Source organism: Pseudomonas sp. B392_1p (assembly GCF_052245235.1).
In the GTDB taxonomy this organism is placed as follows: Bacteria; Pseudomonadota; Gammaproteobacteria; order Pseudomonadales; family Pseudomonadaceae; genus Serpens; species Serpens gallinarum.
Window position 1 is genome coordinate 294,024 of the sequence record NZ_JBQPXM010000004.1, and the last position, 15,960, is coordinate 309,983.

The 15,960-nt window shown below is 62.4% G+C and carries 12 protein-coding genes and 1 riboswitch; of the genes, 7 read left to right on the forward strand and 5 right to left on the reverse strand.

The annotated features are described in order from the left end of the window. Nucleotides 1-3: 3 nt before the first annotated feature. A complete protein-coding gene (locus tag ACTV8E_RS08060) occupies nt 4-723 on the reverse strand; it encodes a 16S rRNA (uracil(1498)-N(3))-methyltransferase (RefSeq protein ID WP_443199136.1) in 720 nt (239 codons plus the stop codon). A 205-nt stretch (nt 724-928) separates the two neighbouring features. Next, on the reverse strand, nt 929-2,335 hold the full coding sequence (locus ACTV8E_RS08065; RefSeq protein ID WP_443199137.1) for an adenosylmethionine--8-amino-7-oxononanoate transaminase: 1,407 nt from the start codon (nt 2,333-2,335) through the stop codon (nt 929-931). 175 nt (nt 2,336-2,510) lie between these two features. On the opposite strand from ACTV8E_RS08065, the gene ACTV8E_RS08070 reads away from it, so the two are divergent. From ACTV8E_RS08070 to ACTV8E_RS08090, 5 genes are all read left to right on the forward strand, one after another. After that, on the forward strand, nt 2,511-3,065 hold the full coding sequence (locus ACTV8E_RS08070) for a cytochrome b (RefSeq protein ID WP_273534745.1): 555 nt from the start codon (nt 2,511-2,513) through the stop codon (nt 3,063-3,065). A gap of 29 nt (nt 3,066-3,094) precedes the next feature. Next, complete coding sequence (locus ACTV8E_RS08075) at nt 3,095-3,670, forward strand: YceI family protein (protein WP_251834447.1); 576 nt, start codon at nt 3,095-3,097, stop codon at nt 3,668-3,670. Nucleotides 3,671-4,017: 347 nt separating this feature from the next. Then, a complete protein-coding gene (locus ACTV8E_RS08080; protein WP_251834446.1) occupies nt 4,018-5,133 on the forward strand; it encodes an efflux RND transporter periplasmic adaptor subunit in 1,116 nt (371 codons plus the stop codon). Between the two features lie 20 nt (nt 5,134-5,153). Continuing rightward, entirely contained in the window at nt 5,154-8,285 is a 3,132-nt protein-coding gene (locus ACTV8E_RS08085; RefSeq protein WP_443199138.1) for an efflux RND transporter permease subunit, read from the forward strand. Then, nucleotides 8,282-9,697, forward strand: coding sequence for an efflux transporter outer membrane subunit (locus ACTV8E_RS08090; protein ID WP_251834444.1), 1,416 nt, complete (start codon nt 8,282-8,284; stop codon nt 9,695-9,697). The genes ACTV8E_RS08085 and ACTV8E_RS08090 overlap by 4 nt, the downstream gene beginning before the upstream one ends. A gap of 532 nt (nt 9,698-10,229) precedes the next feature. On the opposite strand, the gene ACTV8E_RS08095 is transcribed toward ACTV8E_RS08090, so the two are convergent. The 3 genes from ACTV8E_RS08095 to ahcY all read right to left on the reverse strand — a co-directional run bounded on the left by ACTV8E_RS08095 (nt 10,230) and on the right by ahcY (nt 14,671). Continuing rightward, nucleotides 10,230-12,056: a DEAD/DEAH box helicase gene (locus ACTV8E_RS08095; protein ID WP_443199139.1), complete on the reverse strand. Its 1,827-nt coding sequence runs from the start codon at nt 12,054-12,056 to the stop codon at nt 10,230-10,232. 230 nt (nt 12,057-12,286) lie between these two features. Next, a complete protein-coding gene (gene metF, locus ACTV8E_RS08100) occupies nt 12,287-13,135 on the reverse strand; it encodes a methylenetetrahydrofolate reductase [NAD(P)H] (protein WP_443199140.1) in 849 nt (282 codons plus the stop codon). A 141-nt stretch (nt 13,136-13,276) separates the two neighbouring features. Further along, nucleotides 13,277-14,671, reverse strand: a complete 1,395-nt coding sequence (gene ahcY / locus ACTV8E_RS08105) for an adenosylhomocysteinase (protein WP_443199141.1) — start codon at nt 14,669-14,671, stop codon at nt 13,277-13,279. A 21-nt stretch (nt 14,672-14,692) separates the two neighbouring features. Next, a riboswitch (S-adenosyl-L-homocysteine riboswitch) is annotated at nt 14,693-14,790 on the reverse strand. A gap of 175 nt (nt 14,791-14,965) precedes the next feature. On the opposite strand from ahcY, the gene ACTV8E_RS08110 reads away from it, so the two are divergent. Next, on the forward strand, nt 14,966-15,403 hold the full coding sequence (locus ACTV8E_RS08110; RefSeq protein WP_273534737.1) for a hypothetical protein: 438 nt from the start codon (nt 14,966-14,968) through the stop codon (nt 15,401-15,403). A gap of 70 nt (nt 15,404-15,473) precedes the next feature. Then, nucleotides 15,474-15,923 (forward strand): c-type cytochrome, encoded by a 450-nt coding sequence (locus ACTV8E_RS08115; RefSeq protein ID WP_443199142.1) that lies wholly within the window; start codon nt 15,474-15,476, stop codon nt 15,921-15,923. The last annotated feature ends 37 nt before the right edge of the window (nt 15,924-15,960 follow it).

Consider the following 15,960-nt stretch of genomic DNA (forward strand, 5'->3'; position numbering starts at 1 on the left):
GTCTCAAAAATCGCCCCACAGCTGCTGCGCGACACTGAGCGCCACCACCGGCGCCGTTTCGGTGCGCAGCACCCGCGGGCCGAGGCGCGCCGCCTGGAAGCCGCTGGCTTTCGCCGCCTCGACCTCGGCCTCGGACAGCCCGCCCTCGGGGCCGATCAGAAAGGCCAGGCTGGCCGGTCGAGCACGACCAACCAGGGGCTCGGCCACCGGATGCAGCACCAGCTTCAGGTCGGCGTGCACCTGTTCTTGCCACGCCGCCAGACTCAGCGGCGCATGAATCACCGGCAATACCGAACGCCCGCACTGCTCGCAGGCACTGATCGCAATCTGTCGCCAATGGGCCAGACGCTTGTCGGCCCGTTCGTCTTTCAGGCGTACTTCGCAGCGTTCGGACACCAGCGGAGTAATTTCCGCCACGCCCAGTTCAGTGGCTTTTTGAATCGCCCAATCCATGCGCTCACCACGGGAAACCCCCTGGCCCAGATGAATATGCAGGGGCGATTCGCTTAGCCCGGCGAACTGTTCATGCAGCTCGACACTGACGATTTTCTTGCCCACCTCGCTGAGCACCCCGACGAACTCCTGGCCGCTGCCGTTGAACAGCTGCACGGCATCACCCGCAGCCAGGCGCAGCACGCGGCCGATGTAATGGGCCTGGGCTTCCGGCAATGCATGCTGGCCTAGGGCGAGAGGGAGATCGACGAAGAAGCGAGAGAGGCGCATAAAAAGAGCTGCAAGCGGCAAGTGGGGAGCGGCAAGCTTAAAGCACCCGGCCCCGTGCCTGAAGCCTGGGCGGGTGTCGATGGCAGATAACACCGCCTCGCCCTCCAAGCCTTCTATAAAGGCGAGAGGGCTTTATGTGCCAAGTACCGCTGCGAATTCACCTCATTCGCCAGCTCTAGCTTGTCGCTTGTGGCTTGCCGCTGCCCTAGCCGGGATCGCGGTGGCCAGGGTACAGCCCCGTCCCCATGGGGACACTGAGCGAGGTGCGCGTGGCCATGTCGATTCCTTCGGTGGCCACCTCGGCGAGAAAGTCGATCTCTTCCGGCGTGATCACGTAGGGTGGCAACAAGTACACCACGTTGCCCAGCGGACGCAGCAATGCACCCCGTTGCAGGGCATGTTGGTACACCGCCAGGCCGCGCCGCTCCTGCCAGGCATAAGGCGTTTTGCTCGCCTTGTCCTCGACCATTTCGATAGCCAGCGCCATGCCGGTCTGACGCACTTCGGCCACATGCGGGTGGTCGGCCAGATGAGCACACGCCTGGCCCATGCGGGCGGACAGCGCCCGGTTGGCCTCGATCACGTTGTTCTGCTCGAAAATATCCAGTGTCGCCAGCGCGGCGGCACAGGCCAGCGGGTTGCCGGTGTAGGTATGCGAGTGCAGGAAGGCACGCAACGTCGAGTAGTCGTCGTAGAACGCTTGGTAGACGGTATCGGTGGTCAGCAACGCCGCCATGGGCAGGTAACCGCCGGTGAGCGCTTTGGATAGCACCATGAAGTCCGGCGTGATGCCGGCCTGCTCGCACGCAAACATCGTCCCGGTGCGCCCGAAGCCGACGGCGATCTCATCGACGATCAGGTGTACCCCATAGCGGTCACAGGCCTCGCGCAGCAACGTGAGGTAGACCGGATGGTACATACGCATGCCACCGGCGCCCTGGATCAGCGGCTCGACGATGACCGCGGCGACCTGCCCGTGATGCTCGGCAAGGGTCTGTTCCATATGGGCAAACATTAGGCGTGAGTGTTCTTCCCAGCTCACGCCCGGCGCGCGGTGATAGCAGTCCGGGCTGGGGACCTTGAAGGTGTCCAGCAGCAACGGCTTGTAGGTGTCGGTGAACAGCGCCACGTCGCCCACCGACATGGCCGCCATGGTTTCGCCGTGGTAGCTGTTGGTCAGGGTGACAAAGCGTTGCTTCTCGCTGCGGCCACAGTTGCGCCAATAATGAAAACTCATTTTCAGCGCCACCTCGATGCTCGAGGAGCCATTGTCGGCGAAGAACACCCGGTCCAGTCCGGGCGGGGTGATGGCCACCAGACGCTCGGACAGCTCGATCACCGGCTGATGGCTAAAACCCGCCAGCATCACGTGCTCGAGCTGATCGACCTGCGCCTTGATGCGCGCATTGATGTGGGGGTTGGCATGGCCGAACACGTTCACCCACCAGGAACTGACCGCATCCAGGTAGCGCTTGCCGTCGAAATCCTCCAGCCACACCCCTTCGCCACGGCGGATGGGGATCAACGGCAGCTGTTCGTGATCCTTCATCTGTGTGCAGGGATGCCAAAGCACCTGCAGGTCACGCTGCATCCAGTCGTGGTTCTGGCTCATGGTTCGCCTCATCGCATAAAAAACCCGGCGAGCCTATCAGATGTGAGCAGGCCGCCGAAAAAGCCCGCAACAATCCCATCTACTAAACCGATGGTTCAGAGCGAAAAAATTCACTTTATTTCGATAGGTTTATCGGTAGGCTAGGCCATCGAAAATTCACGAGGGATCCCGCCCCATGCAGTGGCGAAACACTTCCAAAAACTATGGCATGACCAGCATCCTGTTGCACTGGGGTGTGGCATTGACTGTGTTTGGGCTGTTCGGCCTGGGCCTGTGGATGCGCGAGCTGAGCTACTACAGCCCGTGGTATCGCACCGCTCCCGATATTCACAAGAGTATCGGACTGATCCTCTTGGCATTCATGGTGCTGCGTCTGGTGTGGCGCTGGATCAGCCCGCCCCCGCCAGCGCCCGCCAACCACAGTAAGCGGGTGCGCCTGGCCAGTACCGCCGGCCACTTGGCGCTATATGCCGGCCTCTTCGTGCTAATGATCTCGGGTTACCTGATCTCCACCGCCGATGGCCGCCCGATCAGTGTCTTCGGTTGGTTCGAGGTGCCGGCCTTGATTACTTCGATTCCGCGCCAGGAAGACGTGGCCGGCGCCGTCCATTTCTACCTCGCCTGGGCGGTGATCATTTTCGCCGGCCTGCACGCCCTGGCCGCCCTCAAGCATCACTTCATCGACCGTGACCCGACCCTAAAACGCATGTTCGGCCGCGCCGACCAATGATTCGATTCTGTTCCTAAGGAGACTGCTTCATGTTGAAGAAAACCTTCACCGCCCTGGCTCTGGGTTCCGCCCTGTTCGCAGGCCAAGCCCTGGCCGCTGACTACGCCATTGATAAAGCCGGCCAGCACGCCTTCGTCAACTTCAAGACTGGCCACCTGGGCTTCAGTTACATGCATGGCACCTTCAAGGATTTTGATGGCAGCTTCAGCTTCGACGCCGCCAAGCCGGAAGCCAGCAAGATCGAAGTCACCCTGAAGACTGCCAGCATCGACACCAACCATGCCGAGCGCGACAAGCATCTGCGCAGTGACGACTTCCTCAATGTGAGCAAGCACCCGACCGCGACCTTCAAGTCCACTAGCGTCAAGTCCACCGGTGAAGGCACTGCCGACGTCACCGGCGACCTGACCCTCAACGGCGTGACCAAGCCAGTGGTGATCGCGGCGCAGTTCATTGGTGAAGGCAAGGACCCGTGGGGCGGCTACCGTGCCGGCTTCGCAGGCACCACCACCATCAAAATGAAAGATTTTGGCATCAAGATGGATCTGGGCCCGGCAACCGAAAACGTTGAGCTGACCTTCTCCGTGGAAGGCGTTCGCAAGTAAGTCACTGATGTGGAATAAAAAACGCCGGCCTAGAGCCGGCGTTTTTTATTCCCTGTGAAAAGCCACCATCCTGTATCAAGAGTTTGCACGCATACTCAATATTGACCTCGCAAGTGGCATCTGATCCTCGCCCTGACCTGCCCGCAAAGGCCCGTATCAGAGGCGTTTCCGCGTACATCGCTTGCCTGCGTTTCAATTTTGCCGAGTGAAGTCAACTCTCACTGATTTATCGAAGACTTTTATTTACAAACAGTCCTGCATGTAAGTATATTTCCCAGCCTGCCAGCATTGTCACCAATGTCGGCCCGTTCACCATCTGCATCAGTCCGTCCCTTCAGAGGTCTTTCATGTCGATCAAGCCAGCCCATGTGGCGCTGATTCCCGTATTCGCCATTGCTTCATTACTGGCTGCCTGTAAAGACGAAGCCCCCTCCGTTGCTGCGCCGCCCGCACCGCTGGTTGGCATCGTTACCCTTCAAGCCCAGCCCTATGCGCTGACCACCGAACTGCCGGGCCGCACCACGGCCTATCGCAGCGCTGAAGTGCGTCCGCAGGTAAATGGCATCATCCAGAAGCGCTTGTTCGAAGAAGGCAGCGAGGTCAAGGCCGGCCAGCAGCTGTACCAGATTGATGCGTCCGTGTACGAAGCGACCCTGAAGAGCGCCGAAGCAACCTTGGCGTCCACCCGTTCGCTCTCCCAGCGTTATGCCGAGCTGGTCAAGGACAATGCCGTCAGTCAGCAGGCCCACGACGAAGCTCGCGCCGCCTTCCTGCAGGCCCAGGCAAACCTGGAACAGGCCCGGATCAACGTGCGCTATACCAAGGTGCTGGCGCCGATCGATGGTCGCATCGGTCGTTCCTCGGTGAGTGAGGGCGCGCTGGTCAATAACGGTCAGGCCCAACCGCTGGCCACCATCCAGCAGCTGGATCCGATCTATGTGGACGTCACCCAGTCCAGCACCGATTTGCTGCGCCTGCGCAAGGCCCTGGCCGCGGGCAGTTTGCAGAAAGCCGGTGAGAATGCCGCCAAGGTCAGCCTGAAGCTGGAAGACGGCAGCATCTATGCCCATGAAGGCAAGCTGGAGTTTTCCGAAGTGAGTGTAGACGCCAGCACCGGCTCGGTGACTGTGCGTGCCTTGTTCCCCAACCCGGACAAGCTGCTGCTACCGGGCATGTTCGTAAAGGCTGAACTGGTCAGCGGCATGCTGGATAAGGCCATTCTGGTGCCTCAGCAGGGTATTTCCCGCGATGCCCGTGGCCGCCCGCTGGCCATGGTGGTGAACATGGAAGGCAAAGTCGAATCCCGCCTCGTCGAAGCCGAACGCGCCGTAGGCAACCGCTGGTTGATCACTTCCGGCCTCAAGTCCGGCGAACGTTTGATCACCGAAGGACTGCAGTACATCCAGCCGGGTGTAGCCGTACAGACCAAGCCAGCCGGTAATCTCACCGCCGATCAACAGTAAGTCGGCCAGGGTAATACGTCATGCCAAATTTCTTCATTGATCGCCCGATTTTCGCCTGGGTGATCGCTCTCGTGGTCATGCTTGCCGGCGGTCTAGGACTGCTGCAGTTGCCGGTCAGCCAGTACCCGAGCATTGCCGCACCGTCGGTGAATATCAGTCTCGTCTACCCGGGCGCCTCGGCGCAGACGGTGCAGGACACCGTGATTCAGGTGATCGAGCAGCAGATGAGCGGCCTGGACAACATGCGCTACATGTCGTCCGAGTCCAACAACGATGGCAGCGGCTCGATCAAGATCACCTTCGAGCAGGGCACCGACCCGAACATCGCCCAGGTGCAGGTGCAGAACAAGCTGCAACTGGCCACCCCACTGCTGCCGATGGAAGTGCAGCAGCAGGGCATCCGGGTGACCAAGGCGGCCGGTGGTTTCCTGATGGTAGTGGCGCTGGTGTCCAGCGATGGCCGCTACAGCAACATCGACCTCTCCGACTATGTGATCTCCAACATCCAGGACCCGATCTCACGGACCCCGGGCGTGGGTGACTTCACCGTATTCGGCTCTTCCTACTCCATGCGCATCTGGCTCGACCCGACCAAGCTGGTGAGCTACTCGCTGACCCCCATGGATGTCAGCAATGCCATCAAGGCGCAAAACGTCCAGGTGTCCACCGGCCAGCTCGGCGGCCTGCCAGCCATGCCTGGTCAGCAGCTGACCGCCACCATCATCGGCAAGACTCGCCTGGAAACCCCTGAGGAATTCCGCAAGATCCTGCTCAAGGTCAATAACGACGGCTCCCAGGTACGCCTGAGCGATGTGGCTCGCGTCGAAATGGGCGCCATGCGCGAGAACATTGCGGCCAAGTACAACGGCATGCCGGCCACCGGTATCGCCATCACCCTGGCCACCGGCGCCAACGCCCTGTCTACGGCCGAGGCGGTGCGCGACACCATCGGCCGTCTGGAGCCGTTCCTGCCCGAGGGGATGGAGGTGGTGTATCCGTTCGACACCACCCCGGTGATCTCGGCGTCCATCTCCAGCGTGGTGATGACGTTGTTCGAGGCCATCGCGCTGGTGTTCCTGGTGATGTACCTGTTCCTGCAGAACTTCCGCGCCACGCTGATTCCAACCCTGGCGGTGCCGGTAGTGCTGCTGGGTACCTTTGGCGTGCTCTACATGTTCGGCTACAGCATCAACACCCTGACCATGTTCGCCATGGTGCTCGCCATCGGCTTGCTCGTGGACGATGCCATCGTGGTGGTAGAGAACGTCGAGCGGGTGATGGTCGAGGAGGGGCTGTCGCCACGCGAGGCGACGCGCAAGTCCATGGGCCAGATCCAGGGCGCGCTGGTGGGTATCGGCATCGTGCTGTCTGCCGTATTCGTGCCGATGGCCTTCATGGCCGGCTCCGTGGGGGTGATCTATCGCCAGTTCGCCATCACCATCGCCTCGGCCATGGGCCTGTCGGTACTGGTCGCGTTGATGTTCACCCCGGCGCTGTGCGCCACCCTGCTCAAGCCCATCTCCAAGGGCCAACACGATGAGAAGCGCGGCTTCTTCGGCTGGTTCAACCGCACGTTCGAAAACGGCGTGAACAAGTACGAAGGCGGCGTGCGGCGCGTGCTGGGCAACCGCTGGTCATTCCTGGGCATCTGGGTCGCCATCGTGGTTGCCGTGGGTGTGCTGTTTTTCCGCGTGCCGGCTGCGTTCCTGCCGCCGGAAGACCAGGGAGTGATGTTCGTGCAGGTGGTCGCCCCGGTGGGTGCAACCTTCGAGCGCACCGAGAAGATGATCGACCAGATGCGCGACTATCTGCTCAAGGAAGAAGGCGATGCCGTGGAAGGCGTGTTTAGCGTGCAGGGCTTCAGCTTCGCCGGGCGCGGCCAGAACGCCGCGATCATGTTCGTCGGCCTGAAGGACTGGGCCAAGCGCCCGGAAGCCAAGGACGCCGTGTTCGCCCTGCAGCAGCGTGCACAGGCGCGCTTCTTCCAGTACCGCGACGCCATGGCCTTCGCCATCGTGCCGCCGTCGGTGATCGAGCTGGGCAACGCCTCGGGCTTCGACGTCTACCTGCAGGACATGGCCGGCGTCGGTCACGAGGCGCTGATGAACGCCCGCAACCAGTTGCTCGGCATGGCCGCCGAGCACCCGGCCCTGGCCGGTGTGCGCCCCAACGGCTTGAACGACGAGCCGCAGTACCAAATCATCATCGATGACGAAAAGGCCCAGGTGCTGGGCCTGTCAATGAATGACATCAACAACACCCTGTCCATCGCCTGGGGTTCGGCCTACGTCAACGACTTCATCGACCGCGGTCGGGTCAAGAAGGTGTTCATGCAGGGCGAGGCGCATGCGCGCATGAACCCCGAAGACCTGGACAAATGGTACATCCGCAACAACAACGGCGAGATGGTGCCGTTCAGCTCATTCGCCACCGGCACCTGGACCTACGGTTCGCCAAAGCTGTCGCGCTACAACGGCGTGGAATCCATCCAGATCCAGGGTGGCGCCGCACCGGGCTACAGCACCGGCGACGCCATGGCCGCCATCGAGGAAATTGCTGCGAAGCTGCCCAACGGCATTGGCATCAGTTGGACCGGCCTGTCGTTCGAAGAGCGCATGTCCGGCAGCCAGCTGCCCATCCTGCTAGGTCTGGCGCTGCTGGTGGTGTTCCTCGCCCTGGCGGCCCTGTATGAAAGCTGGTCGATCCCGTTTGCGGTGATGTTGGTGGTGCCGCTGGGCCTGATCGGCGCCGTGGTCTTCACCTTGGGCCGTGGCCTGACCAACGATGTGTTCTTCCAGGTGGGCCTGCTGACCACCATCGGCCTGACCGCCAAGAACGCCATCCTGATCGTCGAGTTCGCCAAGGATCTCTATGACCAGGGCATGGATCTGACCAAGGCGGCGGTGGAAGCCTGCCGCATGCGTCTGCGCCCGATCATCATGACCTCGCTGGCGTTCACCATGGGTGTGGTACCGCTGGCCCTGGCCACCGGTGCGGGTGCAGGCAGCGCGCACTCCATCGGTACCGGTGTAGTTGGCGGGATGATCTCGGCCACCGTGCTGGTGATCTTCTGGGTGCCGCTGTTCTTCGTCGGAGTGACCACGCTGTTCAAGACGCCGCGCAAGACTGAGCGCAACGGAGAGGCACAATGAACAAGTCCGCATTGACACTGGCCTTGGCCGTCACGCTGGCCGGCTGCTCGCTGACCCCCGACTATGAGCGCCCCGAGTCGGGAATGCCGGAGCGCTGGGTACCGGCCGCGCTGCAGGCCGATACCGGCAAGGTGGCCAGCATACCGGCTGCCGAACTGGGCTGGCAGGCGTTCTTTCGCGATGATCATCTGCGCCAATTGATTGGCATCGCCCTGGAGAACAACCACGACCTGCGCATCGCCACGCTTAACGTGGAGGCGTTCCGCGCCCAGTACCGCATCCAGCGTGCCGATATCTTCCCGGGTGTGAGTGCCGACGCAGCCATGAGTCGCACCCATACCCCGGAGGCGGTCAATCCGCTGGCCGCCGGCACCAACACCCAGTACAGCGCCACCCTCGGCCTGTCCTGGGAGCTGGACCTGTTCGGCCGGGTACGCAGCCTGCGTGATCAAGCGCTGGAGCAGTACTTCGCCAGCGAAGCCGCGCAGCGCAGCGCCAAGATCAGCCTGGTCTCCGCGGTGGCCAATGCCTGGCTGACCCTGCAGGCCGATCAGGCCCTGCTGAAGGTTTCCCAGGACACTCTGAAGACCTACGAAGAAAGCCTGACGCTGACTCAACGCAGCTTCGACGTGGGTGTGGCGTCGGCCCTGGAACTGAGCCAGGCGAAAACCGCCGTGGAAAGCACCCGTGGCGCCCTGTCGGCCTACACCCGACTGGTCGCCCAGGACCGCAACGCCCTGACCCAGTTGCTGGGTGGCCCGGTCCCAGCGGAGCTGCTGGAAGCGTCTAGCCTGGGTGACGACCTGCTCGCCGAAGTACCGGCCGGCCTGCCGTCGGACCTGCTGCAGAACCGCCCGGACATTCTTCAGGCCGAGCACCAGCTACGCGCGGCCAACGCCAACATCGGCGCAGCCCGTGCGGCGTTCTTCCCGCGTATCGGCCTGACCGGCGCACTCGGTTTTGCCAGTGGCGAGCTGTCCGACCTGTTCGGTTCGAACTCCGATTACTGGAGCTTTACGCCGAGCATCAGCGTGCCCATCTTCAACGCCGGCCGTTTGCGCGCCAACCGCGACTACGCCGAGGTGGCGAAGAACATCCAGGTGGCGCAGTACGAAAAGGCCATCCAGGTGGGCTTCCGCGAAGTGGCCGATGGTCTGGCCGCACGCGCCACCTACAGCGACCAGGTGCAAGCTCAACAGAACCTGCTGGAGGCCAGCGAGGAGTACTACCGGCTCGCCGAACGCCGCTACCGTGGCGGCGTAGACAGCTACCTCAACCTGCTCGTCGCCCAGCGTCAGCTGTTTGCCGCGCGTCAGCAACTGATCGGCGACCGGCTGGCGCAGTTGGTCAGCGAGGTGAACCTGTACAAGGCTCTGGGCGGCGGCTGGCTGGCCGACGAACCGCAGAGCTGATCGGCGTTCGCGCCACGGCAAAACGCCGCCCATTGGGCGGCGTTTTGCGTTGGTCCGCACCACCGGCACTTACAGACGCAACCGAACCTCGCAGCGGGAAATGCAGCTCAGCACCCGATCAAAAAACAGGATTTCCTCATGCAGGTTGTGCCGGTACGCGGCCTGCAGATAGAAAGTCGTTACCCCTCGGTATCGCGCTGCCCTCCCCAAGACTCCACCGGCATATTGAATTGCGCTGCGTGCATCGAGGATATGGCTGAGCTCCACAGATTGGGAAAACTCCAGCGTGTCCACCTCCCCGCCACTTGGTGGTCGGCACGTCCAGCCGAAAGCGCATGCCGATATCGTGCTGATTACGGCCTGGCATGGATAAGCGGGCAATCTTGCGTACGACAAAGACCCAGTACTCCTTGGATGGCCCTTACAGAGCCAGCAGTCTCGTACCGTTCCGATCTCTCTCCCTTGCACCCAGAAAATTCCCCGCGCACACAAGAACGCCGCCCGGAGGCGGCGTTTTTTTCACACGGGCGGCTTAGCGATTACGCGTGAGCAGCGCCGGCTTCTCGCCACGGGGACGGCTGGGCAGCTGTTCGAGCTGCTCCAGGCTGGGCAGACGTTCCTTGTGCTTGTGGATAATCACCGGCTGCTTTTCCGGCTGGCGGCTGCGCGTGCCGGCTGGCTGGTTGCGGGACACCTCGCCATTGGGGGTCAGGACTCGGCCACCGCCCTGGGGCTTTTTACGGCCGCCATTCTTGTTGCGTCCGGCGCCACCTGCACCCGCGCCAGCGCCAGCACCTGCCGGGCGGCCGCTGCGCGCGCCCTGACCCTGAGCGCCTGGGCCTTGGCCGGGACGACGACCCCGACCTTGCGGCTTGTTCTCCGCCGGTACGTAGTCGACGCGGTTGCCGAAGTTGTCGATTTCATCGTCGAGGAACTCGTCGGGCGCGCGATCAGCCGGCAAACGCGGCGGGCGACTGACCACACCGCCCTGGCTCGGGTTTTTCGCCTTGGGCTTTTCGCCACGGTTGCGGCGCGGACGCTCAGCGCTTTTGCCTGCACCCTCGGCCTTCTGCTCCGTGCTCTTTTCCGACTTCCTCTCGCCGCGGCCAGCGCTTTTGCGTTCGCCGCGAGGCTGACGCTCGTCACGGGGTTGACGTGATTGGCGCGGTTGGCGCGGTTCGCGCACTTCCGGCTTTTCCACCTCGAGGGTGCTGATGTCGAAGCCCATCAGGTCACCGGCGGGAATGCGCTGCTTGGTCATGCGCTCAATGCCCTTGAGCAGCTTGTCCTCGTCCGGGGCGACCAGCGAGATCGCTTCGCCGCTGCGCCCTGCACGGCCGGTACGGCCGATGCGGTGCACATAGTCTTCCTCGACGTTGGGCAGTTCAAAGTTGACCACGTGGGGCAACTGATCGATGTCCAGGCCGCGGGCGGCAATATCGGTCGCCACCAGCACACGCACCTCATTGGCCTTGAAGTCGGCCAGGGCCTTGGTCCGGGCGTTCTGGCTCTTGTTGCCATGAATCGCCACGGCCGGCAGGCCATGCTTGTCGAGGTATTCGGCCAGGCGGTTGGCGCCATGCTTGGTGCGGGTGAACACCAGCACCTGTTCCCAGGCGCCCTGGGTGATCAGGTGGGCAAGCAACGCACGCTTGTGGCTGGCCTGCACATGGAACACGCGCTGTTCGATGCGCTCGACCGTGGTGTTCGGCGGCGTAACCTCGATGCGCTCGGGGTTGTGCAGCAGCTTGCCGGCAAGGTCGGTGATGTCCTTGGAGAAGGTCGCCGAGAACAGCAGGTTCTGGCGTTTGGCCGGCAGTTTGGCCAGCACTTTCTTGACGTCGTGGATGAAGCCCATGTCCAGCATGCGGTCGGCTTCATCGAGGACGAGAATTTCCACGCGGGACAGGTCGATGTGGCGCTGATTGGCCAGATCGAGCAGACGGCCCGGGCAGGCGACCAGCACGTCCAGGCCCTTGGCCACGGCTTGCACCTGGGGATTCATGCCGACACCGCCAAAGATGCAGGTGCTTTTCAGCGGCAGATCGCGGGCATACAGCTTGAAGCTGTCATGCACCTGGGCAGCCAGTTCGCGGGTGGGCGTCAGCACCAGCACGCGCGGCTGTTTCGGACCATGGCGGTGTTCGCGGTCCGGATGGCCGCCCGGAAACAGAATTTCCAGGATGGGCAGGGCGAAGCCACCGGTTTTGCCGGTGCCCGTCTGGGCGGCGACCATCAGATCGCGGCCTTGCAACGCGGCGGGAATGGCCCGCTGTTGCACCGGAGTGGGCGTGGCGTATCCGGCAGCCTCGAGAGCGCCGGCTATAGCCTCGGAGAGACCGAGGGAAGCAAAGGACATGGGAAATCCTGTATGTAATGGGTGTGGACCCAATGAAGTAATTGCCTGGCGTGAATCGCGTTTGAGGGTGCGATCCCGACCGGTCCTGCCGACCACTGATGGGCCGAGCGTCCGGGCGCAAGCCTGAGCAGACTGCGGGAGTATACCAGAGCTGAAAGTTCGTGCTGTTTTTCGACTGCGCAGTCGCGCAGAGGTTCACGCCCCCAAGCCGGAGGCGTGAGACGCACCACTCAACGCGGCAGCTTGAGGTTGTTCCAGATCGCCAAGCTGGGATCAGCCTGGTTCAAGGTGTAAAAGTGCAGACCCGGCGCGCCGCCGGCCAACAGCGTCTCGCACATCTGGCTGACCACCTGCTCACCGAACGCCTGGATGCTGGCGATATCATCGCCATAGGCTTCTAGTTGCTTGCGAACCCAACGCGGAATTTCCGCACCGCACGCATCGGAGAAACGCGCCAGGCTGGTGTAGTTGGTAATCGGCATGATGCCGGGGACGATGTCGATCTCAACGCCCAGTTTGCGCACCCGCTCGACGAAGTAAAAATAACTGTCGGCGTTGAAGAAGTACTGGGTGATGGCACTGTCGGCACCGGCCTGGGCCTTACGCACGAAGTTGGCCAGGTCGTCCTCGAAATTGCGAGCTTGCGGATGCATCTCCGGGTAGGCGGCAATTTCGATATGAAAGTGATCGCCGGTTTCGGCGCGGATGAACTCGACCAGTTCGTTGGCGTAGCGCAGCTCGCCGCTGGCCAGGCCCATACCCGAGGGCAGGTCGCCGCGCAACGCGACGATGCGGCGAATGCCGTTGTCCTTGTAAGTGGTCAGCAGTTGGCGCAACTCGGCCTTGCTGTCGCCTACGCAGGACAGGTGCGGTGCGGTCGGCACCTGCACGTCGCGGTCCAGTTGCAGCACGGTGTTCAGGGTGCGATCACGGGTCGAACCACCGGCACCGTAAGTGCAGGAGAAAAAGTCCGGCTTGTACTCGGCCAGGCGACGTGCGGTGTTAAGCAGTTTTTCATGCCCGGCTTCGGTCTTCGTGGGGAAGAACTCGAAGCTGTAGCGACGATCAAGGGAAGACATAAGCAAATCCTGGGGGCTTTCGGGCCAGTGGCGGCCCGGAGTCCTTCAATCTGCTGAAGGCTGAAGGCTCAAGGCTGAACGAACGGGCAACTCGGTGCGCTTGTTCGTCCAGCTTTCCAGCCTTCAACCTCCAGCGACTTTTTAGTAGCGGTAGGTGTCCGGCTTGAACGGGCCGTCCACGGTCACGCCGATGTACTCGGCCTGGACCGGGGTCAGACGGGTAACCACACCGCCGAAGCCCTTGACCATTTCCAGTGCCACCTCCTCGTCGAGCTTCTTGGGCAGCACCTCGACGGTCAGGCGCTCGGCTTTCTTCGCCGCCGGCAGGTCGGCGTACTTCTGCTCGAACAGGAAGATCTGCGCCAGCACTTGGTTGGCGAAGGAGCCGTCCATGATGCGGCTCGGGTGACCGGTGGCGTTGCCCAGGTTCACCAGGCGGCCTTCGGCGAGCAGGATCAGGTAGTCGTCGTTGTGCGCATCGAAGCTGTCCTTGCCGGTGCGGTGAATCTTGTGCACCTGCGGCTTGACCTCTTCCCACGCCCAGTTCTTGCGCATGAAGGCGGTGTCGATCTCGTTGTCGAAGTGGCCGATGTTGCACACAACGGCGCGCTTCTTCAGCGCCTTGAGCATGCCGGCGTCGCATACGTTGGAGTTGCCGGTGGTCGTGACGATCAAGTCGATCTTGCCCAGCAGCGCGCGGTCGATGCTGGCATCGGTGCCGTCGTTCAGGCCGTTCAGGTACGGGGAGACGACCTCAAAGCCGTCCATGCACGCCTGCATGGCGCAGATCGGATCGACCTCCGACACCTTGACGATCATGCCTTCCTGACGCAGCGACTGCGCCGAGCCCTTGCCTACGTCGCCGTAGCCGATTACCAGCGCCTGCTTGCCTGACAGCAGGTGGTCGGTGCCGCGCTTAATGGCGTCATTCAGGCTGTGGCGGCAGCCGTACTTGTTGTCGTTCTTGCTCTTGGTCACCGAGTCGTTGACGTTGATCGCCGGGACTTTCAGGGTGCCGTTCTTGAGCATATCCAGCAGACGGTGCACACCGGTGGTGGTTTCTTCGGTGATGCCGTGGATCTTCTCCAGCATGGCCGGGTATTTCTTGTGCAGGATTTCGGTCAGGTCACCGCCGTCGTCCAGCACCATGTTGGCGTCCCACGGCTGGCCGTCCTTGAGGATGGTCTGCTCGATGCACCACTCGTACTCTTCTTCGGTTTCGCCCTTCCAGGCAAACACCGGGACACCGGCGGCGGCAATGGCGGCAGCGGCCTGGTCCTGAGTGGAAAAGATGTTGCAGGAGGACCAGCGCACTTCGGCGCCCAGGGCGACCAGGGTCTCGATCAGTACGCCGGTCTGGATAGTCATGTGGATGCAACCGAGGATCTTCGCGCCCTTGAGCGGCTGGCTGGCCGCGTACTTGCGACGCAGGGCCATCAGCGCCGGCATTTCGGACTCGGCAATGATCAGTTCCTTGCGGCCCCAATCGGCCAGGGAAATATCGGCAACTTTAAAATCGGTAAACGCGGCGCTCATGCAAGCTCTCCATTCGTGGTGTGCGAATGGGCGCCGTTGATGCGTTGAGATAACGCCCCATCCGAGCCTGACATGCCCTCTGTTTTAAGGAGTAGCCTGCTGCAGCGCCCCTCGGACGGGTGGCGGGCATGGCCGAAGCGGAGTCGACCATGGAAAAGTGCCGGCGATTATAGCGGCAGCCGCGTTCAGACCCAAGCCTTGTGGCGTGGTGCTCGAACTCACTGGCGCGCGCTTCGGTCGAACGGTCCAGGGCGGATTGCTTTCGATCGGCCCGCATCGCCACAGGAGCTCTCCATGACCCGCCTCTCGCGCGCCCTGTTTGTGCTATTCACCGCCTTGGCCAGCCCCCTCGCACTGGCCCAGGCCTGCTATGTCAGCGAGCAGACGTCGGGGGATCTGCCGGAACCGGTATCCCCGGAAAAATGCTTTGAATTGCAGAACATGGATGACCCCAACGCCATCGAATGGATCTGCCGCGACCAAGCCGATGTGCGCAGCTCTCGGCGCGAACTGCGCGACAGCTGTCCGTCAGGCGCATTCGGTTCCTGCAGCGCACCGATGACGCCGGAAACCCTGGCCAATGAAAAATCCTTCGGCCTGATCACCCCCGACGAAGCACTGCCCGACGCCCTGCCCGAGGATGCCCGAATCGTTACTTATTACTACGCCACGACGGACCAGGGGCAAACACGCATCGACTGCGAGAACACCGGCGGTCAATGGGCGCAATAAGCGGATTTGTCCGAAGCGGACAGGATGCGGATAATCGACGGCTTATTCGCACAACACACAGGTTGTATCAATGAAGTTGAAAATCGTGGGCGTGGCGCTGCTCGCCGCAGTCGTCCTGGTGGGTTGTGACCGCGTTGACCCGAACTCGCCGCTGGGCAAGCGTACGGCCATTTTCAAGGACATGATGAGGACCAGCGAAGACCTGGGCGGCATGCTGCGCGGGCGCCTGGTCTTCAACGAAGCCAAATTCATCGAAGGCGCCGCCCACCTGGACGAGATTTCCCGCCAGCCGTGGCAGCACTTCCCGCAGGTCAAGGACAACCAGGACAGCAGTGCACGGGACGAAGTCTGGGAGCGTCAAGAACGCTTCAACGAATTGGCCCGAGCACAGGAGGCCGCCACCGCCGCGTTGGTCGCCGCCACCACCCAGCGCCCGCTCGATCCTGCCGCGCTGGCCGCCCCCGTGCAACGGGTCGAAGATGCCTGCGAAAGCTGCCACAAGGAATTTCGCGCTTACTAATTGCGGCGGTTCAGCCATGGCGAGCGGGCGTCCGTCG